This is a genomic window from Bacillus sp. PPSBB_2, assembly GCF_045291115.1.
Classification (GTDB): domain Bacteria; phylum Bacillota; class Bacilli; order Bacillales; family Bacillaceae_G; genus Bacillus_A; species Bacillus_A cereus.
The window spans coordinates 2,170,050-2,192,551 of record NZ_CP147983.1 but is presented as its reverse complement, the minus strand read 5'-3'; the positions used below and the strand labels follow the sequence as shown (position 1 = coordinate 2,192,551).

Genomic DNA, 22,502 nt, shown 5'->3' with positions numbered 1-22,502 from the left:
CTGTATTGCTTCAGGATATAAAAGATCAAAATGTGTTATTTTCCGTTGCAGATGCTGCTTACGATAGTCAACGTATTTATGAAATTGCACGAACATGTAACATCTTTGCCATGAATCCAATCAATCCTAGGAATGGTGAACAAAATAAGAGTACACATCGTCGTGTATTATCTCATTTTATACAAACTATCTTTGGTAAACAATTGATGAAAGAACGTAGGAAAATTGAACAACAGTTTAGTAAACTCAAAGATAAAGGGTTGGAACAGCCACGTTGGTATGGTCAAAATCGCTATCTATTGCATGTTCAGCTAGTTTTTCTGATTCATAACATTGCATGTTTATTTTAGTTTTGCAACACCCTCCATATTAATATGCAACGGCTCTTCTTTCATCGCCTGAACCATATGACTTTGTTCTTTAGAACGGTTTTCTTCTTTTTCGTATATTTCCGCAAGCTGTAAATGTACACCTACGAAATTCCCATCAAGCTCTAAACATGTTTCATACGCTTGTTTTGCTTCCGTCAATTGCCCTAATGCCATAAGTGTTTCACCAATTCGGTAATACGGTAATGCCGTTTCCATTTGTTCTATCGCCTTATTATATCTTTTCATCGCTTGGCCGTACTGTCCAATAGATTCATATAAAATACCTGCATAACAACCGTACTCACTTACTTCATTTCTTTCTTTGTGTAACGTTCTTAAAAATGCTATACCTCGTTGTACAAATGCCGTTCCTTTAATTCGATTCACATATTCATCTAACGCACTTGCTACATTATAATCACTTTTCTTTATACCACTTTCTAACTTAGATAGTGCTACTTTAAACCCTTCTTCATTTCCACCAAGTTCAATTTCAGCATCCCATAAAACCATTCCTGCATTCATGAGGAAATCTTGGCTCTTTTCAATTTGCTTCTCAAGACCAAGTATATATTCTTTTGCTTCCTTATATTGTTCTCTTGCCATATAAACTTGTGTAAGTCCGAAGTGAGAATAAACATCCTCATCATTTTCTTCTAAAGCACGCTTATACAATACTTCTGCTTCTTCCAAGCTATCATTTTGAAAATGATAATCACCTAATTTTACGTAAAGAGGTGCTTTATCATCACAATTCTCAATACCGTTTAATAAAATTTCTTTCGCACTTTCCTCATCCTTCAAATCAGATTCGTATATTTCCGAAAGTTTCGTATAAATGTAAGGTGCATTACTATCCAAATGAATCGCTACTTTAAGCCCTTTTATTGCTAAATATAATTTCCCTAGTTGATGTGCACATCTCGCTCGTTCATACCATACATGCGCTTCATATTTGTACTCTTTTAACAAGTCATTAAAGATTTCATATGCTTCTTCATATCTTTCTAAATCTATTAATATTAAACCGTGATTTGTTAAAGTGAACCTTTCAGGACTACGCTCTAACGCAACTTGAGAGTATTGCAATGCTTTTTCAGATTGATCAATATACATATAGGATAAAGCGAGAAAACTCCAAGCAATAGGCTGATCTGCGTCTAATTGTAACGATAAACGAAAGCTTGAAATCGCTTCTAGATAACTTTCCTGTTCAAACGCATATCTTCCGTTTATTAAATGATATAAAGCACGATTATTTTTCTTCTCAACGCTTGTCAGCATTTGCTCCGCTTTCTCTACTTCTTGAAGACGAATAAAACATTGTGCACCATGCAATTTAACAAAGTCCGAGTTCGGAAACTTTTCCATTAACTTATCGATACAATATAAAATAAATTTTTTATCTACTTCAACATCTAAGTGCTTTATCGTATATAACCACGTATTTGGATTATCACTCGTTTCTTTTAAAAATTGTACTAAGTTACTAATTCCCTCTTTGTCATGTTCATCTAAATGATCCGTAAGAGAAAAAATAGATTTAAAGTAACGATTTTCTTCCTCACTTAGAAACGCTAGTTGCTCCTTCTTTTCTTTCGGAACAAACGTGATTGCTAAACAGCCTGTATAACGATATTTTTCTTGTAATTTACTATATTCCACAAGAACTGGTTCTATAAAGTTTGGATCTTGAACATAGAAAGCTTGCAATGTATCATCATATCCAGATAGAACTTGTACGTGTGAAGCATGCTCAATATCTATACTTAATAAAACAGGAATTCCTTCGTCAATCAGTCTCTTATAATTCTCTTCGTTCCCTTTAAAATAACGATATTCATAACCTAATTCTTCTAAATAAGAAACAGTATCTGAAAACTTCGATCCTGTCATATCAAAAATAAACTCTGCTATTTCATCTTGTGTACGTTTCTCTCCCCATATACGCAACATCATCTCTAAACTTGTCGGAACACAATAATTATCCTTTTGTACAATTGGAACTATCGGCAAGTGAACCTTTTTTCCATCCGGATTTTTTTCTAAATTATGATATAAAGATTCTTTTAAACTCTTTTCTTCTTTTAATAGTTTTTGTAAATCTGCAAATTTATTCATTTTGTACAGTGCTTCTGCACGTAAATGTACAAAGTAAGTATTATAGGCATGATATGGCAGCTGAGTATTTATGTTATCTATTACCGCTAACATCTCTTCATATTGCTCTAAATCTAATAAATACTTTATCTTCTCAAAATGAAAATATGGTACTTGTGGGAATTTTACAATCGCATCATCGATTAACTGTATCGCGCGTTTTTGTTCTCCTTTATTCGCATACAATTGTGATAATAAATAGGTAGATAACTCTTCACAATCTTCATGCTGCATGCCAGCAATAAATTGTTCTTCCGCTTTCTCCCATTCACCTGTATGCATATAAACGTAGCCCCATTTATCAAACACTGCGCGCGCACTGTACTCCTCTGCTTTTTGCATATACATTAACGCTTCTTCGTTTCGTTTCATTTCTAAAAGACATCGTACTAACGTAAAATATGTTTTCGCTAAAAAATCTGCATCTATTTCTTCTTTACTTAACTCTTCTAAAGAAGATTTTAACAACTGCTCTGCTTCAAGAATTTTCCGCTCATCAATTAACTCATCACAATATAAAGAGAGCGTTCTCATATTTGGGAATTTTTTATAAGCGTAACGAATGAGGAATGAACTGTATTGGTGCATAAGCCCTTCATCAGTAAGGCGAATTAATATATCGAACTCCTTATGCGAAGGAATATTGGCAAGCCAATTCTTCACATAGGATAAAGTATTCGTTTCTTTTATATATGCAATTTCATTATTTATTTCCTGTAATCCATCTACAAATCTCTTGTCTTTTAAACAAGTTTCTAATTGCTTAAAATCTAGCATGCATTCACCTCGAATTTATATTTAAACTGCTACTTGCTTAGATTTTACACACCATATAGTATGTATTCAACTAAAATCTCTTAAAATGAATGGTATTAATTAATATTATTCAAATTTATAACAAAATATAGTAAAAACGATTGTTTTTCTCCGTATTTTGTTTAATTATATGGAATAACGTAACATGCGGTTTTTATCTTGTAGAAGCTGAAATTAGTACATAAAATTATATCGGCGATAATTCAAATATATCAGCGATTCTTTCATTTTATCGGCGATTTTCAAATTATATCGACCGATTCTTAACATTTATCAGCGATTATATGTCGAATATCGACTTATCGACATTAAACGACAATCCTTATACATCATACCTTTTAACAAACTATGTTACCAAATGTAATTTTCATATTAGGAGCGTATACAAAAGAAGAATACACATGAAATATGTTAAAAAATCGTAGTTCAGCTTCATATTGAGCTAGCGCATTATCATATGTTAATCCTCTGGCTATTAAACGTTCTACAAATTGTTGCTTATCGCCCGGATCACCTGCAATCCCCTCTTCTTTTAATGATTGATACAAATCGTTTTTATCATTGTGATGCATATTTGAATCTAAAAAGTTCACTTTATCGCTTACTCTACATTCAATATTTTTCACACCTAATTCACTTAAATATATCGGTATTTTCATGCCTATATTGCCATCTTTACCATTTCTTTGCGTATCACTTTCAAATAATTTCTGCAAAACACCTAGCTGAATAAATTCCGATTGTTTCTCCCCATCTAGTAAATAAGAAGCCATATTAGAAATCCAATGTGGTTCAAAACAGATTATTTTTCCACCCTTTTTAACTGAATGTATCATTTTTTCTAGCATTGTTTCTGGAGTAGTCATATGTAATAAGAAAGCATGACAGATTGCTATATCGTATTTATCGTTCAGTTCAATTTCTGTAGCATCTCCTTCAAGAAATTCTGAATCATACGGAAGTAAACGAAACAACTCTCTGGCTTCAGCTAATAATGTTTCTCCACTATCAATACCTGTATACTTTGAACCTTCTGGGAGCAATGGCATTAATACTAATCCTAAATAACCATATCCACAACCGTAATCAACGATATGTACAGGCTTAGTAATCTTCCAAACTGTATTTACTAAAAAGCTTACATAATCGTCGTTGTAATATAAATCTCTCGTGTTTTTTAAATATGTTAGTTTATTGTTCCAATCATACGTTTCCAACATCTAACGCCTCCTTTTATATACAAAACTAAAGTTCTCTATATAATAGCCGTATTCCTACACTTTTCTTAAAATTTCAAAGCAAAAAAGCTAGCGTATTTTTAATAATACACTAGCTTTTTATTTGGAAGAAAAATTTAACAAGTACAATCACAATCAAAACAATCCGTACAGTCTAAATCGTCACAATCTGCTTTTCTCTTTCTTTTGTTTCTTTTAAGATAATAATACAGTAGCCCAAACAATAGTATACAAATAACAAAAGCTATTATTGCTTCTGTATACTTATTTTGAATCATAAAACCAATTCCACTTCCGCCTGAAATAAAAATTAGAATTAAGTAAATCCAGAACATCTATGTAAATACCTCCATTACTATATATCTTAAGATAATATCCATATAACACTAGAGGAAATGAATAATCCCATACCATTACCGCTTAATACACCAGTAGTTATTCTTAGCAAATTTGAGCTACTTCTCCATTTCCACTTTTGGGTGAACCCATCGATAAGTAACGGAATTTGAGCGAAAAATGATAGTATGATTGCCAAAAGAAATGAAGGTGTCATATAAAAATAAATTGGAAACATTAAAATACCAATAAGCATGCCTGTACAACGCGCACATAAAGGTATGTACTTTTGTAGTTTAAAAAAACTCCTATCTAATCTTCTATGACAAGGAATTTGTAAAATAAAAGTTCGAATCAATATGAATCACCCTCTCTAAAAAGATTTTAATTGATTTTGCAAAAAAAATATATATCCAATAAAAAAACAAACCAGGTTTATACTAGACCCAGTTTGTCAGTTTACTACTATGTTACATTTCCTCAGGTGCCTCCACCCCAAGTAAACGTAATCCTTCTTTTAATACAACCGTCACAGCATAAACCAATGCGAGTCTGCTGTCTTTTTCTTTGCTCTCTTCTAATATACGAACATTACCGTAATATTTATTGAATGATTGTGCTACATCTAATATATATTTCGAAATAATCGATGGCTCATTTTTATTGAAAGCTGCTTCAATTATTTGCGGGAATTTATTTAGTAATTTTACGACACTCCAGCTATGATCGTCTTTTAAAGCAAATGTACATGTTTCAAATTCTACACTTTCTTTTCTTAAAATAGAACAAGCACGTGCATGTGTGTACTGTACGTAAGGTCCTGTTTCTCCTTCAAATTTCAGCATATTTTCTAATGAGAATTCGATATTATGCATACGCTCATTTTTTAAATCGTGGAAGATGACTGCACCAACACCGACTTGCCTTGCTACTTCTTCTTTCTGTTTTAAGTTTGGATTTTTCTCTTCAATATTTTGTTTTGCAAGTTCGATTGCTTCTTCGAGTACTTCTTCAAGTAAAATAACTCTTCCTTTACGTGTCGACATTTTCTTACCATCTTTTAAAATGAAGCCAAACGGTACGTGTTCCATACCATCAACCCAAGTATAGCCAAGTTTTTTTAATACGGTGAAAAATTGATTGAAATGTAAGCTTTGTTCTGGACCAACAACATATAGCGCTTTATCAAACCCATAAGTGTTTTGACGATATAAAGCTGCCGTTAAGTCACGCGTTGCATAAATCGTCGCACCATCTGATTTTCTAATTAAACAAGGCGGCATTCCTTCTTCTTCTAAATTAACGACTAATGCACCTTCTGATTGTTCAAGCAACTCATGTTCTTCTAAAATCCCAATAAAATCTTCCATTAAATTATTATAAAATGCTTCTCCCTGAAAATTAGTAAATTCTACGCCGAGAAGTTCATAAATGCGAGAAAATTCTTTAAGGGACTCATGACGAAACCAATTCCAAAGTTCTACCGCTTCTTCATCACCTTCTTCTAGTTTCTTAAACCAAGCACGTCCTTCTTCTTCTAGTTCTTCGTCGTCTTTTACCTCTTCATGGAATTGGACATATAACTTAAATAGCTCACGTATTGGATCTTCTTTAACTACTGCTTCATTTCCCCATTTTTTATAAGCCGTAATTAACTTTCCAAACTGTGTTCCCCAATCTCCTATATAATTAATCCCTACAACTTCATAGCCACATTTTTCAGCGATATGTTTCAGCGAATTTCCTATCATTGTAGAACGTAAATGCCCCATCGAAAAAGGTTTCGCGATATTAGGAGAGGAATAATCAATTACTACTGTTTTTTCACAGCCAAAGTGGTTTTGACCGAACTCTTCTTTCTCCGCTAAAACTGTTTTTAATACTGCATCACTTACAGTTTCACGATTGAAAAATACATTTACATAAGGACCAACGGCTTCTACTTTCGTAAAAAACGGATCATTGAATTTCTCAGCAACTTCCTTTGCGATAAGAGCTGGTGCTTTTTTATATTGCTTCGCTAATGAAAAGCATGGGAACGCTGCATCTCCAAATTCATCTTGTTTCGGTGTTTCAATTAAATCTAAAATTTGTTTTTGCGTTAATTCATTCGTGAAAATATTAGATAAACTTTCCGCAAACTGCATTTTATAATCCATGATACAACCTCCTTATTTTTTAAAACACAAAAAACTCGTCTCTAAAAAAGAGACGAGTTTTAACCCGTGGTACCACCCTTGTTGTTCGTTACGAACCACTTTCCCGTTTATAACGAGGACAGGGGGCCTCGGCTTTCTCTACTATTCGTTCAAGAAGCATCTCCGAAGTGCGCTTCATCTTTTTCTTCCGTACTAGGCTCACACCATCCCTAGCTCGCTTTCCTTCTAAAAAAGACTACTCTCTTCATCACAGACAGTATATTTAATTAATTATTGCTTATTATACATCTTTTCAAACAATTAGCAAGGGTCAATTACACCAAAGTGAAACTTAGCACTTTTTCTTTTGTATACATAAAAATTGTGTTTTTCAAATCTAGAACTACGAAAATGATCTTTTAAAACGACACGTTTTCTCGCCACTCGTTTTGCCTCCGCAATTGTTTCGTCAGTAATATCATGATACAAAGCGAAGTGTTTTAATCCTTTAATTCCATCGGATTCTATGACAGTTTCTTCAAACATCGGATCAAGGTAAACGACATCGTAACTATTGTCTTCACATTGCGCTAAAAATGAAAAATGCTCCGTTTGCTTTACTTGGATTCTTTGCATTGCTTCATCAATTTCAGAAACAGATGAAGACCATGTTTTCAAACCATTTTCCATAATATAAGCCATATACTCATTGCCTTCAAGTCCTGTTACTTTTCCGCTTTCCCCAACAACATAACTAGCTACAATACTATCTGATGCCATCCCGAGCGTACAATCTAACACTGTCATTCCTCTCTCTAATTGCGTGGCTTGTACAAACGGATCGTGTTCTCCACGCATTAACCTTTTCACACGAAACATCGCTGAGTTCGGATGAAAGAAAAACGATTCTTCCGTACCTTTTGGATAAATAGCTAATCGGTTCTTCCCTACGACAAGCACATCTTGTTCATACTGCTCATGTAGCTTATGTACCGGTATGTCATTACGTTTAACGAAAGAAGCATTTAATTCTGCTGCTACCTCGTTTGCATAATCTGTCATTTCTTTGTTCGTTCTTCCTGCTGTTGTTACGATCATTGTTTCACCTCTATATAAAGAAAAGAGGGAGATTTACTCTCCCCCTTCTTTAGCAATTCTTTTCGAAAGCTTGTTCTAAGTTCGTAATAATTTCGTCCATAGTTGCACCTTCAATTTCATGACGGTGAATAAAGTGAACAACTTCTTTTCCTTTTAATAATGCCATAGATGGTGAAGATGGAGGAATTTCTCCGAAGTATTCACGCATTTTTGCAGTAGCATCTTTATCTTGACCTGCGAATACAGTTACAAGATGATCAGGTTGTTTTTCAGCACGAACAACCGCTTGACCTGCTGATGGACGTGCTAAACCAGCTGCACAACCACAAACAGAGTTTACAACTACTAAAGTTGTACCTGATGTATTTTCCATAAATTCTGTTACAGCTTCTTCTGTAGTTAACTCTTCAAACCCAGAACGCACTAACTCTTGGCGCATTGGGATTACCATTTGGCGCATGTATTCTTCATAAGCATTTGACATCTTGTAATCTCTCCTTCAACTTTCATTCCAAATTCATCATATCACGCTCTATTAATAGGTGCAAAAGAAAGATAACGATGATTTCATTTTTTTGTAGGGATTTCACAAACCCCACCGCGGCAATGTCCCACTGGAACAAGTTTTCTATTATTAGCGATATAATCGTATACTTTACTTCCAAAACCAAGTACGATAGATAGCTTTATAAAAGGAACTGCAAACCAATAAGATGGAACGACCTTTGCTAATACATCTATGCTCTGAATACCGTCATACCACTTATTATTTTTAAAAATATACAGTCTTTGTTCCATCTTACTTTGTAGTTCTTGAGAAAGCTCATACTTCTCAACTACATCTTCATTTCGAAATGAAACAAATTTCATCTTACCCTTTTTATCTAATTTTTTCGTACGTTCTGCAACGGCCGTACACATCGGACACCAACTATCATAGAAAACAATCATACATTATTCCCCTTTACGAGACTCCGTCATTTGTTTCCATACAGAACCTTTTGCTTCTTCTCCGCCTTCAATACGCTCTAATGCTAGACGTGCTTGCATGGCTACTTCAAACTCTGGATCATCTTGCGCTGCTTTTAATGCTGGAATCGCACTTTCATCTCCAAGTTCAAATAAGAACATCGCTGCACGCCAGCGTACTAATTTACTTGGATCTTTCAGAGATTTAATCATAACGAACATCGCTGCCGGATCACCTACATCTGATAAACAATCTCCTGCAGTACGGCGAACACTTACAGAGCGATCTAACAAAGCTTTATATAATAACGGTAATACTTCATCACCTTTTACCATACCTAAATAAGCTGTTGCTAAACGGCGTATTGAAACTTTTTCATCATCTAACGCCATCTTCAACACTGGAATATCTTCTTCAGTAGGATCCATTTGTTCTAATGCTGCAAAACGATTTTTCCAGTCAGAATCTTTCATCATCTCTTCTGTTACTTTATATGGCTCACGCTTTTGAATCGTTACTTCAACAGCACCTGCTTGATTTAATAATTCTTTAACCGTTTCATTTACACGTTCTTCTGAATAAGCAGCAACAATCTCTTCCACTACTTCTTTCCCAATTTCTTCAAAATTACCGTAACGTGTACTTTGTTCTACCCATTTACGCTCTTTTACAACGTTTGGTGCAGACATTTGCACTTTCATAATTGATTCTTTAAAACGATCTGGTAAGCCAACACGTTCTTCCGATGTTCCATCTGTTAACTTTACTTGCATTGGAATTGTAAAGAACATTTGAACAAACACTTTCACTTCTCCAAAATGAGACAGTTGTTGTTCTTCACTTTCTTCCAATACTTCTTCGCCGAAAACAGCACGAACTTGTTGTAATAAAACTTTCCAGTCATACTTCGCATTTCGCTCCACTGCTAAAAAGTCGGCTACATGATATACACCTTTAATGCCTTCAATTTTCAAAATTTCTTGCACTTGCATTGGTGCTTGTTCTTTATTTTCATTTGTATAATTATTACGTGCTCCTGATGGTAATACTTCATTCAAAATAACTTTCATTGTATTTGGACTTGGCGTCGGTTCAATTGCTTTAATCTTCACGTAAAAAACTCTCCTTTATTGCGTGTTCTTAGCTGTATTGTAACATGTTATCACTCTATACTCCTACTGGGATGCTTAATTTTACTACTTTCTTCCCGCTACCATACTATTTCATTCTTTTTACATTTTAAATTAGGAACGGGATTTTAAAAGCTTTCGTTTCCGATGATTTTTATTTTTTATCCATTTCTTGAGGTACCACCAGTATAAAAAAAAAACACGCTAAGCAAAAAAATATATTAAGCTATCCATATGGATAGCTTATTTACATAATTTTCGTTATTGGAAGACAACTATTTTTATAAATACAAAAGGCAGAAAAGTATATAGATTCTACAAAATATTTTGATTGTGATACATTTACAGAATCTCTTATTTTGTAATTAATGTCTTATTATTTTTTGGAGGGAATTCGATGAAAAAGTTTGTTTTGATATTTGGGCCACAAGCAGTTGGGAAAATGACAGTTGGACAAGAACTAGCAAAGATGACTGATTTAAAATTATTTCATAACCATATGACAATTGATTTATTGGAGCCATTGTATGGATTCTCTTCGGAAATGTGGCGATTAACACATCTTTTTCGAAAGGAAATATTTCAATCATTTTCAAAGAGTGAACATTATGGAATGATTTTTACATACGTATGGGCGTTTAATGAAAAGAAAGATTGGGATGATGTTGAAAGTATATGTAATATTTTTCGTTCCCAAGGGGTTGATATTTATTTTGTTGAATTAGAAGCTGATGTAGAAGAAAGACTTCAACGAAATAAAACACCTCATCGACTTGAACATAAGCCAACGAAAAGAAAGATTGAACAATCTGAACAAAATTTATTAAGCACATTTGAAAATTTTAGATTAAATTCAAGAGAAGGAGAAATTACAGAGAAAAATTATATAAGGATCAATAATACGAATTTAAATGCTACAGAAGTAGCTGAAATTATAAAGAAAGAATTTCAACTATAGTTTTTTTTAACAAATTGAACAGTTCGGATTTTATGAATATCGTATACATTTCTAATTAACATAACGTCCTATTATCGGTAGCAACAAAAAGGAGGATTCCTTACTCTCAGAAGGAATCCCTTTTTTATTTTCTATCACTCGATTCATCTTTTTATACATTCCTATCCTGTGATGGGTTTTACGGTTCTCGTTTGTTACTGGATTAGCCAAAAAACGTTATAAAATTTTGTATACTCTTTACTTGTTTTTTCAAAAAAGCTGGCGGTATCCCCTCTTTAAGTTTATTAAAATACTTTCCACAATTTTTTCCGAAGCTATTACTTCAAATCACCTTTTATTACGATGCCCCCTCCCGCCTTCTCTCCAAAAAGGTAATACTCTCAATCACAACTTCAGTTCTATATATTCTCTTGCCTTGTTCATTATCGTAATTACTAGTCTGAATACGCCCTGTAATCCCAACGAGTGATCCCTTTTTACAATATTCAGTTACATTCTCAGCCGATTTGCGCCATATGACACAATTAATAAAATCGACTTGTTGTTCACCTAAACTATTTCGAAATCCTCTATTCACCGCAACACATATTCGTGCATAAGCGACGCCTTGTTTTGTGTAGTATAATTCTGGCTCCTTTGTCAATCTACCGATTAATACAACTCGATTCATCATAAGTTATACCACCTCACATGTTTTTCTTCATTGTAAGGAGAAATGTTTGAATGGTAAAAAGCACAAAATGATATATCCGTAAGTAAAAAGTATTATTTTAGACCTTACAAAACAAAAAAAGAAACCATACATAGTTCAAACATGTATGGTTTCAAAATTTATTACACTTCAGTACAAGATATGTAATATCCTCCGCGAGCCATCTTTATTTCAGCACGGTACATTGCATTTTCTAAGTAGAAAGTAATCGGTTTAACTTTACTCTCAAATTTTAGTCTTTCATTGCATTCAGCTGCATATCCTTCAATCGCTGAAGTAATAACTTTTGATGATGGATACGTTAAAGCTTCATCTAGTTCTATGAAAAAACTTTTAGAAAATAGTTTTTTCATAATCCCCTTCTTCTCTTTCATCATATTCCATCTCCTTCACTTCAAGTTGCTATCATCCATATTATACCATACATTCAATATATCTTTGAAAATAAAAAAATCCTGCATTTTTCATGCAGGATTTTTTTATTAGTCATTTTTCGTAAAGTAAGAAACGAAACGAAGAATTTCTAAGTATAACCATACTAATGTAAGCATTAGTCCCATCGCAGTATACCACTCCATATATTTCGGAGCTTGACTACGTACACCATTTTCGATTAAATCGAAATCTAGTAATAAGTTTAATGCAGCAACTACAATAACAACTGCACTAATAATAATACCGATTGTACCACCTTGGTGAATGTATGGAACAGTTACACCAAACATATTTAGTAGGAATACGACTAAATACATAACCATAATTCCAAGTGTTGCTGCCATCACGCCTGTACGGAATTTATCCGTTACTTTTACTACGCGTGTTGCATATAACACTAACATTGCAAATAGAATTGAGATTGTTAGTAATACAGCATTTAAAACGATAGAATCGCCAAATTTCATTGTATAAACTGCTGAAATACTTCCTAACACAACCCCTTCTACCGCTGCATAGATTGGTGCACCAAAAGGTGAAATACGTGGGAAGAACATAGACGCAAATGCGATGATTGCCGCAACGATTAAAGCACCAATTAATACTGGCATCTTCATCGTCCCCTGCATCATCTGTATGTATGAATAGACAGACGTTGCAAGTAGCAAGATAAGCATAATGAACGTTTTGCCTACTGTTCCGCCAATCGTCATCGCAGAAGCACTTGCTCCCTCTTTACGGAATGCCTCTTTTTTCAACATTGGATTAGATGTTCTCATTTTTCCCCTCCTAAAATAGGTTCTACCAATAGTGTAAAGTTTTTCTCTTTACTTTTCAATATATGCAGCTTGTTTTTATTTTAATCCTTCAACGATGTCTGATAGTTCACTCCATCTTTCCATCTTTTTTTCTAGCTCTTCTTCTGTTTTCTGCTGTGCTTCAGATAATTCTTGTGCCTTTGTGAAGTCAGATCCAACTTTCGCAAGTTCTTCTCCAATTGACTCAATTTTCTCTTCAAGTTCGGCAATTGTATCTTCAATCGTTTCCCATTCACGCTGTTCATTGTATGAAAGTTTACGTTTACGTTGTTGTTTTGGCGCTTCTTCTACAACTTTTTTCTCTTTTTGAACTTCCGCTTTCTCCATAAGTTCTCTCGTTTTTTCCATTTCTAAATAATCTGTATAACTACCTAGAAACTCACGCACTTCGCCTCCGCCAGTAAAGATGAACAGTTCATCTACTACTTTATCTAAGAAGTAACGGTCATGCGATACAGTTAAAACGACACCTGGGAAATCTTCTAAATAATCTTCTAGTACTGTTAATGTTTGTGTATCTAGATCATTCGTAGGTTCATCAAGTAAAAGTACGTTTGGTTCTCCCATTAAAATACGTAATAAATATAAACGTCTTCTTTCACCACCAGATAGTTTACCAAGCGGTGTACCATGTGAATGAGTCGGGAATAAGAAACGTTCTAACATTTGAGATGCACCAATTACTTTTCCATCTGTCGTATGAATAACTTCTGCAATCTCTTTAATGTATTCAATCATACGCTGATTTAAATTCATCTCTTCATTTTCTTGCGTATAATAAGCAACTTTTACAGTTTGCCCTACTTCCACTTCACCACTATCAGGAGATAACTTACCTGCAAGCATATTTAATAGGGAAGATTTCCCGCTTCCATTCGCCCCAATAATTCCGATACGATCACCCGGTTTCACAATATGATTAAAATTATGTAATACCGTCTTATCGCCAAATTTTTTCGTTACATCTTTTAACTCAAGTACTTTCTTTCCTAGACGACTTCCGCTTAGTGCAATATCAACTGACTGTTTTGCAGCTGGTCCTTCTTGTGCCTTTAGCTCATCAAAACGCTGAATACGCGCCTTTTGTTTCGTAGAACGGGCTTTTGCACCACGACGAATCCAAGCAAGTTCACGACGATATAAATTTTGGCGTTTCGATTCTTGTGCCAATTCTTGCTCTTCACGAAGTGCTTTCGCTTCTAAAAATGTACTATAGTTTCCTTCGTAGCTATATAGTTTACCATTATCTAATTCAAAAATACGATTCGTCACACGATCTAAGAAATAACGATCATGGGTTACAAGTAATACCGAACCTGTATATCTCGCTAAATATTCTTCTAACCATTCAACTGTCTCGTGGTCAAGATGGTTCGTAGGCTCGTCTAAAATTAATAAATCCGGTGTTTCAATAAAACATTGTGCCATTGCGATACGTTTTTTCTGTCCACCAGATAAATTCCCAACAATTGCAGTGAAGTCCGTAATTCCTAATTTCGTTAAAAGAGATTTCGCATTTGCATTTGCTTCCCATGCACTCATTGCATCCATACGTTGCTGCACTGCAAATAATTGTTCCTGTACTTTTTCATTACTTGGATCTTTTTCAATATTTAATAGTGCTTTTTCATAATCACGAAGAAGACGAATTAAAGGTGTATCGCCATGGAACACTTGCTCTAATACTGTCAGTTTTTCATCAAACTCTGGTTGCTGTGATAAATAACTAATTGTATACCCACGTGAATGCGTCATATCACCTGTATCAGGAGTTTCTAATCCCGCAATAATTTTTAATAATGTCGATTTACCAGTTCCGTTTACACCAATAATTCCGACACGTTGTCCTTCTGTAATACTACATGATAATCCATCAAATAACGGCTTTTCTCCATATGATTTTGATAAGTTCTCCACAGTTAACATTTTCATATTTGTGCATTCCACTCTTTCATAAATTGTTCAATAAACTGTTCCATATAAAGATGACGAATTTCAGCCTCTTGTTTTGCTGCATTCGTATTCATTAAATCTTTTAATTTCAAAAGTTTTTCATAAAAATGATTTAAAGATGGATCATTATTTTTTCTATACTCTTCTTTCGTCATTTCTTCACGCGGCGGAATAGTTGGGTCATACATTAATCTCCCTTTCGCCCCGCCATATGCAAATGTACGAGCAATTCCTATTGCACCAAGAGCATCTAAACGATCCGCATCTTGAACAATTTTCCCTTCAAGTGACTCTACTGTGCCGCCATGGCCACCTTTATAAGACATATTGGCGATGATATGAAGAATATGTTTACTTTCCTCTTCTTCAACACGTAGCTCTTCTAACCAATCAGAAACTTTTTTCATTCCTGCTTCTTCACTTTCATTTAGCTTTTCATCTGCCACATCGTGAAGTAATGCTGCCATTTCAATTATAAAACGATTTCCACCTTCTTGCTCAGATAAAGAAATCGCCATTTTATGTACACGTTCAATATGATACCAATCATGCCCACTCGCATCTTTTTCTAAAATATGTTTTACAAAAGTAATTGTTTTTTGAATTTTTTCTTGTTTTGTCATTTTATCTTCACCCAGTTACTTATTGTAACACGCCCGCATTTTTTCATCACATATTTTCTTGTCCGCCCATACACTAGGTGGTAGGCATCATCATGAAGGAGGAATAAACATGTTCTATAATAATCAACCGCCTTATCCAAGGCAACCATTGTATCCTCAACAACAAGAACAGAGATACACAGAACAATACGAAGAACAAGAGTTACAACAGCAAGAGCAACAACATGACGAAAACCCATATGCAACAACGCAAAACCAAGAAACTGAATTTCAACAAAATCCATATGACACACGTCCAAATTATGAATATCCTCAAAATCCATATGCAGCACCACAAAATCAAGAACAGCGATATCCTCAAAATCCATATGTAATACCACAAAACCAAGAACAACAATATCCACAAAATCCATATGTAGCACCACAAAACCAAGAACAACAATATCCACAAAATCCATATGTAGCACCACAAAACCCATACACAACTCAGCCACAACAACCGCAATATCAACAACAAATGTATCAACCAAACTACGACGCACGTGTCTCACCACCTAAACCACCAACAATAGATCCAACACAACCACAAATTTTACCGCCCGGACCAACACTAGACATTACACAACCACAAATCTTACCACCTGGACCAATTACTGAACCAACACAACCACAAATTCAACAAGTTGTCGGTACACAATTTTTACCTTTCAAGAAACCTGTACTAGATTTCGTAAAACCATGGGTAGATTACGGTTTAAATGAAGCAAAACATACATCACACGAACACGCATTAACAGAAGTTGCTGCGATTATGTTTTTAGTTGGTAAAGGCTTCAATCCGACGATTGCACATTATATCGTTGAATCTTGGGAGAAGAATGAGCAGTTTTAGGGTTGTTTATTTGATAAAATATAAAAAACACAAAAGTGCCAAACCCCTTATACCACAAGGGTTTTGGCACTTTTTAATATCTAAAACAAATTTTATTGAAATAATTATTTTTATAGATTTTCATACTTTTTTATATAGTACGTGAACATATACAGTACAAAAATACACCTTTGTATACACATTTTTAGAAACATCTTACGTTTATCAAACAATAACCAAAAGACGTACCTGCAACCTCATCATATAAATAATAGATATTAAAAAGAGGACACTATAAGCGCCCTCTTCCTTAGGTTTTAAATATGTTCTCCATGATCCATAAACACTTCAATTGCTTCGTTTTGTGGTATGTCTTTTGCATTAGTAAGACCAAAAGTAAAAACAGCGGATAACATCATCATTAATAAGATTGCTTTTTTCATTTTAGCGCCCTTCTTTCTATGCTCTTTTTGTCTGCATCTAAAGCGATGTGCAAATACTTGCTTGCTTTTCTATGATTTTCTGAACCATAGAATATTTCACCTAAAAGAGAAGCATATTCTTTTACCCAATCATATAATTCTTCTTTTTCAAAATATGAAATACCTTCTATAACCACATTTTCTAATTCTTCTTGCGGTACATAGTTATGTACTGCTTTTAAAATTCGGAAATGATGACGATAACATAAGTCGCTAATCTTATAGCCATTCTCAATATATTCATTAGCGATATCACTATAACCTAACTTAAAATGTTCTCTTGCTAAAAGAAACATAGTTTTAGCGTTATTTTCTAATGAATCCTCTAAGTGTTTAATTGCTAACTCTGGCATGTTTTGACTTGCGTATAAAAGTCCTAAATTATGCTTAACTCGTTTAATAAGAAGTTCATCATTAGATTTTTGGAAGGTACCTAGTGCTGAAAGTAAATATTCCTCTGCACTTTCGAATTCATTTAGTCGAATGTGTGCCATTCCTAAAGTATTTAAGCATGCTGCAGTTTTTAATTCATACCCTGGACTAATTGAAAATACTTCATTCGCCTTTGTAGCAAATTGAACTGCTAGGATCGGTTTTAATACGTGATAGTAATGGACTGCAAGCCAATAATTAAATTCTGCTTTTTCAATTTCATCATGCATGTATTCTAAAAACGTTTCAGCTTTTTCAAATTGCATTCTTGCTTCACTATGGTTTGCTTTATTAATAGCGTAAATTGCTTTAAATAAATGGAGGGTGTTGCAAAACTAAAATAAACATGCAATGTTATGAATCAGAAAAACTAGCTGAACATGCAATAGATAGCGATTTTGACCATACCAACGTGGCTGTTCCAACCCTTTATCTTTGAGTTTACTAAACTGTTGTTCAATTTTCCTACGTTCTTTCATCAATTGTTTACCAAAGATAGTTTGTATAAAATGAGATAATACACGACGATGTGTACTCTTATTTTGTTCACCATTCCTAGGATTGATTGGATTCATGGCAAAGATGTTACATGTTCGTGCAATTTCATAAATNCGAAATGAAGGATATTGATGCAAAAAACGTGTTAATTTGCGTAAAGAATCAATTTGAAATACAGTTTTCAAGAAAAAGCATTTCAGTAAGGCTTTTCTACAGATTGGTGGGCGACCTGTCACAGGCGGAACGCCTTCAATAGTTAAACTGTCTACGTATGCAAATAAAATCTGTAAAATGGATTGATTTTCATCAAATTTGGTTATCATACTAGTAAATCCGTCCTTTCTGGAGATAGTTTCGGTTACTATCATTTTTCCAGGAAAACGGATTTTTTTATGCATTCATTTTTGGATATTTATGAGTTTTGCAACACCCTCAAATGATGATAGTACTCTAAAAATGTTTCTGTAGACTCTGGTAAAGGCTCGATTTTGTCCAGAATATCTTTTGTACTATCCATATCCCGAATTAGCAGTTTATACCGTGCATTCAATAAAGCGTAGTAGACTAATATTGTTTGGTCTTCCTTAATATTATTGATTTTATTTGCAATATCTTCTTTTATTTTCTGAGACTGTAATACACGTTGTGAAATCATAGCTTGATACCATTCGTTTAATAATTTTGTGATTTCTTCTTTAGAAATAATGTCAACACTCATCTACTTCTACCCCCTTTTGTTAAATGTTATCATGACATGCTTGTTTGCATAAATAAGTTTTTGAATATTCTAACTTGAAAAAATTATTTTTGAATATTCATGTTAACAAAATGGTCCCTTTTCAAACCTTAAAAAAGAACACACGTTTGTTTGTAGTGGAGTTAAAAAAACAAAAGTGAGGTATTACATCATGGGATATAACAGCTTTCCTGTAGTACGTGGAAGAGGTATGGTGAAATGGAATCCGTTTGCTTCAATACCGGAGCAATACGAGGAAATACATAGAATGTTTGAGGAACAATATAAAGTACCTAAACCTTTTTTAACACAAGATACTATGGAACGAATAGAAAGAGCGTTAATGCAATCTTTTCACGAGGAAGAAGAAATACATATCTCATACTATCGTGATGGAATGGTGCAAGACATGTACATAAATGTATTACATATTGAACCGATGACGAAAACTATATATTGTACAGATGCCTTTGGTTTGAATACTAAGTTTAAGTTTGATGAATTGGTGAATATAAATTAAAAGAAGCCGCCCGACAGGACTGAAGTGGCTTTTGTACGACAAAAAAAGAGCTCTGCTATACAGCAGAGCAAAAGAAAAATATATAACCCTATGAAAATAATACAAATTATTGATACTTTCAAAAGACGAAATTTAAATTTCCATCACAATAATAGCTATGTTTAAGTATGAAACATTCTACCTTCACTATAGCTATGAATATTCTTATTTTAGAATTCCATAGTATCCAAATAGCTCTTTGAGAGATACCTCAATACCGAACTTCTTCAAAGAATCTTTTCTTTGTTCAAAGAGAAGTTCTAAAACTTTTTTCTTATCTTTGTCTCTTCCATAATGAATCAACCTATGACAGTTCGGACATATACTAACTATATTTCCAACAACATCTAAACTATTTTCAAAATCATGTTGCATTCTTAACGGTATTAGATGATGGGCCTCCATATAATTTTTTCGGCTGGCTTCCGATACAAATGTTTCATGTGTGTCATCTATTTCACATTTAAATTCTGCCTGTTTAATAGCTTGTTTAGCTTTTTTCGGATCACGAGGCCATACTTCCCTACCAGATTCCATTTTAGTTTTTTTTCGATTTTCCGATTTCTCTTCTTCTGCAATCTTTACTTTACTAAAATCCGAATCAATATTAGTAAATCCTTGTGGTGTATGGTTCAATTTGTAGCCAAAGAAAGCTGCAAATTCGATTGCTTTAATGTTTACAGGTTTTAGGTCCTTAATAAAATAGATGTATTCCCAAGTTTCATCATTATCGTTTGTTTTCTAAATTTTTCTAGCCACATCTGGGTTATGAGTCTTAGCAAAAATTGTCCCGAAAAACTTAAATTCCCCTTTAGAATATGCTAAAATCCCGTCACCCTCTTTTAACTTTTCCCATCTATCAACATTTGAAGAACCAGGAGTTGCTCCCCACATACATACATTCTCATGTAATTCATTATCTTTAAGTTTAGTTACTGTATCGGCATCTAAATCTGCTAAACATGTAGAAATAGGATATGTTTTTTCAATAGTAGCTTCCAAATTTTTTATAGCACTATCATTACTTGCAGTAAAAAGATATAACATATTTAATTCCACCTTTTTTAAATTTCATTATATTTCTTTTTAGAGTCTCGAGATTTCTCTACTGGATATTTTTTATTATTTTTTCTATTTTGTTTATAATAATCTCTTCTAAGTCAATATCCAATTGATCTGCCAACTCATCTTTCATGTCTTCTTTTTTTGTTTCTACAGCTTCCTCACTGCTTTTCCACTGAAAATTCTCCAACAACTCACTCGCCTCTAAAGAAAGAGAAATAGCTAAATCTTTAGGATTGTGGAACTGCTTCCAGTTCCTATCATCCCGAAATTTTAGGACTTTCTCTAAAATAGTTTGATTCATTTTTTGAATCCCCCAGTTACTTTTCATTGGTAAACTCTTCTATTTATCAGGTAAACTATCATAAAAACGTTCAATGGCCGCTACTAAAACTAAATCTTCTAAATGAGCAGTTTTAGGGTTGTTTATTTTTAAAAACATCAAAAATACCAAATCCCTTATATCACAAAGGATTTGGCATTTTTAAGTATCTAGAACACACGCTAAATTTAAGGAGAAATTAACAGACATGCGTCCGGCATAATGCCATGTCCACACCCAAGGATCGGTTACATAAAATAACGTATCTAACATGGGAAGTCTATTGGTCTTTTCCCCTTATAGTAACACTCTCTTCTACTAAGACCTTTTCTTTCTAGGACCTACAATTAATTTAATCGCTGTTCTTTCTTCATTATTGATAGAAATCTCTTGAAATGCTGGTACGAAGGCTAAGTCAATACCACTTGGAGCGACGAACCCTCTTGCAATCGCAATTGCTTTAATCGCTTGATTTATAGCTCCAGCCCCAATCGCTTGAATTTCCACATTACCACTTGTTCTTAGCACTCCTGCTATTGCACCCGCGACTGAATTTGGGCTTGATTTTGAAGATACCTTTAATATATTTTCCATGTAAGTTGCTCCTTCTATTATTTAATCTCTCTTTCGTTACAATTTTAAATATTTTAGCGTATCTTTAATTACTATTCACACCAAAAACAAACGATGCTTCATATGTACATTTATTCTATATTTTCTGACTTCTTCCTGCCCAGCTACACAAATAAAAAAATAAACTAAATAATCTAATATATATACGATTAAATATCATAACTTCACCAAACAATAACATCCATACAGCAAAAGATAATATTGCTGTTTGTCAGACGAAATTAATATAGTAAAGTGAAACTTTACTCAGTGGGGGTTTTGTTCATCCCCCAACTAACTTCTTTGCTTTCACTGAATTTTGAGGTGGGGTCTTACTGCTCGGAAAATAGCGGGATAAACGTTTCCTCGTTACTTTAATCCATTTAGAAATCCCATTCATTTTTCTATCAAATCATGAACCTTATCATCTTCAAAAAGTGTTACAGGTAATACCCCAATACTATATTTCATCATTTGAGCACTTTATATTCCACATCTATCTCCTTTTATAGTACAAGCATACACGCCAATTTTGATTCATTTTCATAAACTATTATGTGTTTTACATTTATTAAGAATAGGAGGTAATATATTGGGTTCATACTATCATTCTTCAAACTCGTATAAAAAATGCTCATGTAAATCTTCTTCCAGTTCAAATAAAAAATGTTCATGTGACCATTCACATAAACGAAGCTGTCCTGCATACGGAACTTTTTGGCAAACTGAATTTATAACTGTTCCTTTTGGCAACCCTTTTCCATTTAATCACGTTGGACCTTTAGCAGGAGGCGTTTCCTTACTAAACCCTACTACTATACAATTTAGACAAGCTGGTGATTATAGAGTTTCGTTCATTTCCAGTATTAATACTACTTTAAATCCTGTATTTCCACATATCCCAGTCATAACTATATTTTTAAATAACAATCCACTTGCTAATAGTCAAGGTGACTTCGCTATTCAAATGAATACTTCATCAAATAACGAATGTCTTCAACTCATTGGCGAAACGATTGTTACAGTGCCAGCTAATTCAACTCTTCAACTTAGAAATAATAGTGGCTTTAATCGTCAAAGTATTGTAACTTGTGACAATGGTATAAATTCAGTTGAATTAACAGTTACAAAACTAAGTTAATATTATTTCTTTACATTCAGATGCTATTTCA

24 protein-coding genes, 3 pseudogenes and 1 other annotated feature are annotated in these 22,502 nt (G+C 33.8%); of the genes and pseudogenes, 5 read left to right on the top strand and 22 right to left on the bottom strand.

What is annotated here, in order from left to right:
• Window positions 1-350, top strand: a 350-nt coding sequence (locus V6946_RS11070; protein ID WP_406622056.1) for a transposase, incomplete at its 5' end; no start/stop codon positions are given.
• On the opposite strand, the pseudogene V6946_RS11065 reads toward V6946_RS11070, so the two are convergent.
• The 9 genes and pseudogenes from V6946_RS11065 to V6946_RS11025 form a co-directional block, all read right to left on the bottom strand.
• Window positions 348-3,308 (bottom strand): annotated as a pseudogene (locus V6946_RS11065) (C39 family peptidase); the annotation flags it as partial. The gene V6946_RS11070 and the pseudogene V6946_RS11065 sit on opposite strands and share 3 nt — an antisense overlap.
• A 377-nt stretch (window positions 3,309-3,685) precedes the next feature.
• Window positions 3,686-4,564, bottom strand: a complete 879-nt coding sequence (locus tag V6946_RS11060) for a class I SAM-dependent methyltransferase (protein ID WP_033692535.1) — start codon at window positions 4,562-4,564, stop codon at window positions 3,686-3,688.
• Between the two features lie 137 nt (window positions 4,565-4,701).
• Window positions 4,702-4,920: a hypothetical protein gene (locus V6946_RS11055; protein WP_000498601.1), complete on the bottom strand. Its 219-nt coding sequence runs from the start codon at window positions 4,918-4,920 to the stop codon at window positions 4,702-4,704.
• Between the two features lie 29 nt (window positions 4,921-4,949).
• The gene (locus V6946_RS11050) at window positions 4,950-5,279 is read right to left on the bottom strand and encodes a DUF2085 domain-containing protein (RefSeq protein WP_000621475.1); all 330 of its coding nucleotides are present in this window, start codon (window positions 5,277-5,279) and stop codon (window positions 4,950-4,952) included.
• Between the two features lie 112 nt (window positions 5,280-5,391).
• Complete coding sequence (gene argS, locus V6946_RS11045) at window positions 5,392-7,080, bottom strand: arginine--tRNA ligase (protein ID WP_006922712.1); 1,689 nt, start codon at window positions 7,078-7,080, stop codon at window positions 5,392-5,394.
• A gap of 45 nt (window positions 7,081-7,125) precedes the next feature.
• Window positions 7,126-7,340, bottom strand: a binding site (T-box leader).
• 40 nt (window positions 7,341-7,380) lie between these two features.
• Window positions 7,381-8,157, bottom strand: coding sequence for a class I SAM-dependent methyltransferase (locus V6946_RS11040; RefSeq protein WP_000637459.1), 777 nt, complete (start codon window positions 8,155-8,157; stop codon window positions 7,381-7,383).
• A 49-nt stretch (window positions 8,158-8,206) separates the two neighbouring features.
• Window positions 8,207-8,641: a BrxA/BrxB family bacilliredoxin gene (locus tag V6946_RS11035; RefSeq protein WP_000063706.1), complete on the bottom strand. Its 435-nt coding sequence runs from the start codon at window positions 8,639-8,641 to the stop codon at window positions 8,207-8,209.
• Window positions 8,642-8,724: 83 nt separating this feature from the next.
• Window positions 8,725-9,108, bottom strand: a complete 384-nt coding sequence (locus tag V6946_RS11030) for a DCC1-like thiol-disulfide oxidoreductase family protein (RefSeq protein ID WP_366982231.1) — start codon at window positions 9,106-9,108, stop codon at window positions 8,725-8,727.
• 3 nt (window positions 9,109-9,111) lie between these two features.
• A complete protein-coding gene (locus tag V6946_RS11025; protein WP_000692566.1) occupies window positions 9,112-10,239 on the bottom strand; it encodes a virulence factor in 1,128 nt (375 codons plus the stop codon).
• 415 nt (window positions 10,240-10,654) lie between these two features.
• Here V6946_RS11025 and V6946_RS11020 point away from each other — a divergent pair, with 415 nt between their 5' ends.
• Window positions 10,655-11,215 carry an AAA family ATPase gene (locus V6946_RS11020; protein WP_000714950.1) on the top strand — a complete coding sequence of 187 codons (561 nt, stop codon included), beginning with the start codon at window positions 10,655-10,657 and terminating at the stop codon, window positions 11,213-11,215.
• A gap of 337 nt (window positions 11,216-11,552) precedes the next feature.
• Here the strand turns inward: V6946_RS11020 and V6946_RS11015 are convergent, their stop codons facing one another.
• From V6946_RS11015 to V6946_RS10995, 5 genes are all read right to left on the bottom strand, one after another.
• Window positions 11,553-11,888, bottom strand: coding sequence for a single-stranded DNA-binding protein (locus V6946_RS11015; RefSeq protein ID WP_006922711.1), 336 nt, complete (start codon window positions 11,886-11,888; stop codon window positions 11,553-11,555).
• A 161-nt stretch (window positions 11,889-12,049) separates the two neighbouring features.
• A complete protein-coding gene (locus V6946_RS11010; protein WP_000975137.1) occupies window positions 12,050-12,304 on the bottom strand; it encodes a DUF4318 domain-containing protein in 255 nt (84 codons plus the stop codon).
• A 105-nt stretch (window positions 12,305-12,409) separates the two neighbouring features.
• Window positions 12,410-13,141 (bottom strand): Bax inhibitor-1/YccA family protein, encoded by a 732-nt coding sequence (locus V6946_RS11005; protein WP_001260655.1) that lies wholly within the window; start codon window positions 13,139-13,141, stop codon window positions 12,410-12,412.
• 75 nt (window positions 13,142-13,216) lie between these two features.
• Window positions 13,217-15,112, bottom strand: a complete 1,896-nt coding sequence (locus V6946_RS11000; protein WP_000783169.1) for an ABC-F family ATP-binding cassette domain-containing protein — start codon at window positions 15,110-15,112, stop codon at window positions 13,217-13,219.
• The gene (locus V6946_RS10995; protein WP_000165965.1) at window positions 15,109-15,756 is read right to left on the bottom strand and encodes an HD domain-containing protein; all 648 of its coding nucleotides are present in this window, start codon (window positions 15,754-15,756) and stop codon (window positions 15,109-15,111) included. The genes V6946_RS11000 and V6946_RS10995 overlap by 4 nt, the downstream gene beginning before the upstream one ends.
• 109 nt (window positions 15,757-15,865) lie before the next feature.
• Here V6946_RS10995 and V6946_RS10990 point away from each other — a divergent pair, with 109 nt between their 5' ends.
• Window positions 15,866-16,648 carry a hypothetical protein gene (locus V6946_RS10990; RefSeq protein WP_366982232.1) on the top strand — a complete coding sequence of 261 codons (783 nt, stop codon included), beginning with the start codon at window positions 15,866-15,868 and terminating at the stop codon, window positions 16,646-16,648.
• Between the two features lie 296 nt (window positions 16,649-16,944).
• On the opposite strand, the gene V6946_RS10985 is transcribed toward V6946_RS10990, so the two are convergent.
• From V6946_RS10985 to V6946_RS10970, 4 genes and pseudogenes are all read right to left on the bottom strand, one after another.
• Complete coding sequence (locus V6946_RS10985) at window positions 16,945-17,070, bottom strand: aspartate phosphatase (RefSeq protein ID WP_000709201.1); 126 nt, start codon at window positions 17,068-17,070, stop codon at window positions 16,945-16,947.
• Window positions 17,067-17,861: pseudogene (locus tag V6946_RS10980) on the bottom strand (tetratricopeptide repeat protein); the annotation flags it as partial. The gene V6946_RS10985 and the pseudogene V6946_RS10980, both read right to left, overlap by 4 nt.
• Window positions 17,862-17,876: 15 nt before the next feature.
• Window positions 17,877-18,362 (bottom strand): transposase, encoded by a 486-nt coding sequence (locus V6946_RS10975; protein WP_406622311.1) that lies wholly within the window; start codon window positions 18,360-18,362, stop codon window positions 17,877-17,879.
• A gap of 110 nt (window positions 18,363-18,472) precedes the next feature.
• Window positions 18,473-18,757 (bottom strand): annotated as a pseudogene (locus V6946_RS10970) (hypothetical protein); the annotation flags it as partial.
• Between the two features lie 190 nt (window positions 18,758-18,947).
• Between V6946_RS10970 and V6946_RS10965 the strand changes: the two are divergent.
• Window positions 18,948-19,295, top strand: coding sequence for a YolD-like family protein (locus V6946_RS10965; RefSeq protein ID WP_000541073.1), 348 nt, complete (start codon window positions 18,948-18,950; stop codon window positions 19,293-19,295).
• A 204-nt stretch (window positions 19,296-19,499) separates the two neighbouring features.
• Here V6946_RS10965 and V6946_RS10960 read toward each other — a convergent pair whose 3' ends face one another.
• The 4 genes from V6946_RS10960 to V6946_RS10945 all read right to left on the bottom strand — a co-directional run bounded on the left by V6946_RS10960 (window position 19,500) and on the right by V6946_RS10945 (window position 21,312).
• A complete protein-coding gene (locus tag V6946_RS10960; protein ID WP_006929631.1) occupies window positions 19,500-19,970 on the bottom strand; it encodes an HNH endonuclease in 471 nt (156 codons plus the stop codon).
• 105 nt (window positions 19,971-20,075) lie between these two features.
• On the bottom strand, window positions 20,076-20,381 hold the full coding sequence (locus tag V6946_RS10955) for a hypothetical protein (protein ID WP_000966113.1): 306 nt from the start codon (window positions 20,379-20,381) through the stop codon (window positions 20,076-20,078).
• 58 nt (window positions 20,382-20,439) lie between these two features.
• On the bottom strand, window positions 20,440-20,727 hold the full coding sequence (locus tag V6946_RS10950) for a hypothetical protein (protein ID WP_002025705.1): 288 nt from the start codon (window positions 20,725-20,727) through the stop codon (window positions 20,440-20,442).
• Window positions 20,728-21,036: 309 nt separating this feature from the next.
• Window positions 21,037-21,312 carry a stage V sporulation protein S gene (locus tag V6946_RS10945; RefSeq protein ID WP_000427801.1) on the bottom strand — a complete coding sequence of 92 codons (276 nt, stop codon included), beginning with the start codon at window positions 21,310-21,312 and terminating at the stop codon, window positions 21,037-21,039.
• A gap of 610 nt (window positions 21,313-21,922) precedes the next feature.
• On the opposite strand from V6946_RS10945, the gene V6946_RS10940 reads away from it, so the two are divergent.
• Window positions 21,923-22,471, top strand: a complete 549-nt coding sequence (locus V6946_RS10940) for a hypothetical protein (RefSeq protein ID WP_006929626.1) — start codon at window positions 21,923-21,925, stop codon at window positions 22,469-22,471.
• Window positions 22,472-22,502 lie beyond the last annotated feature (31 nt).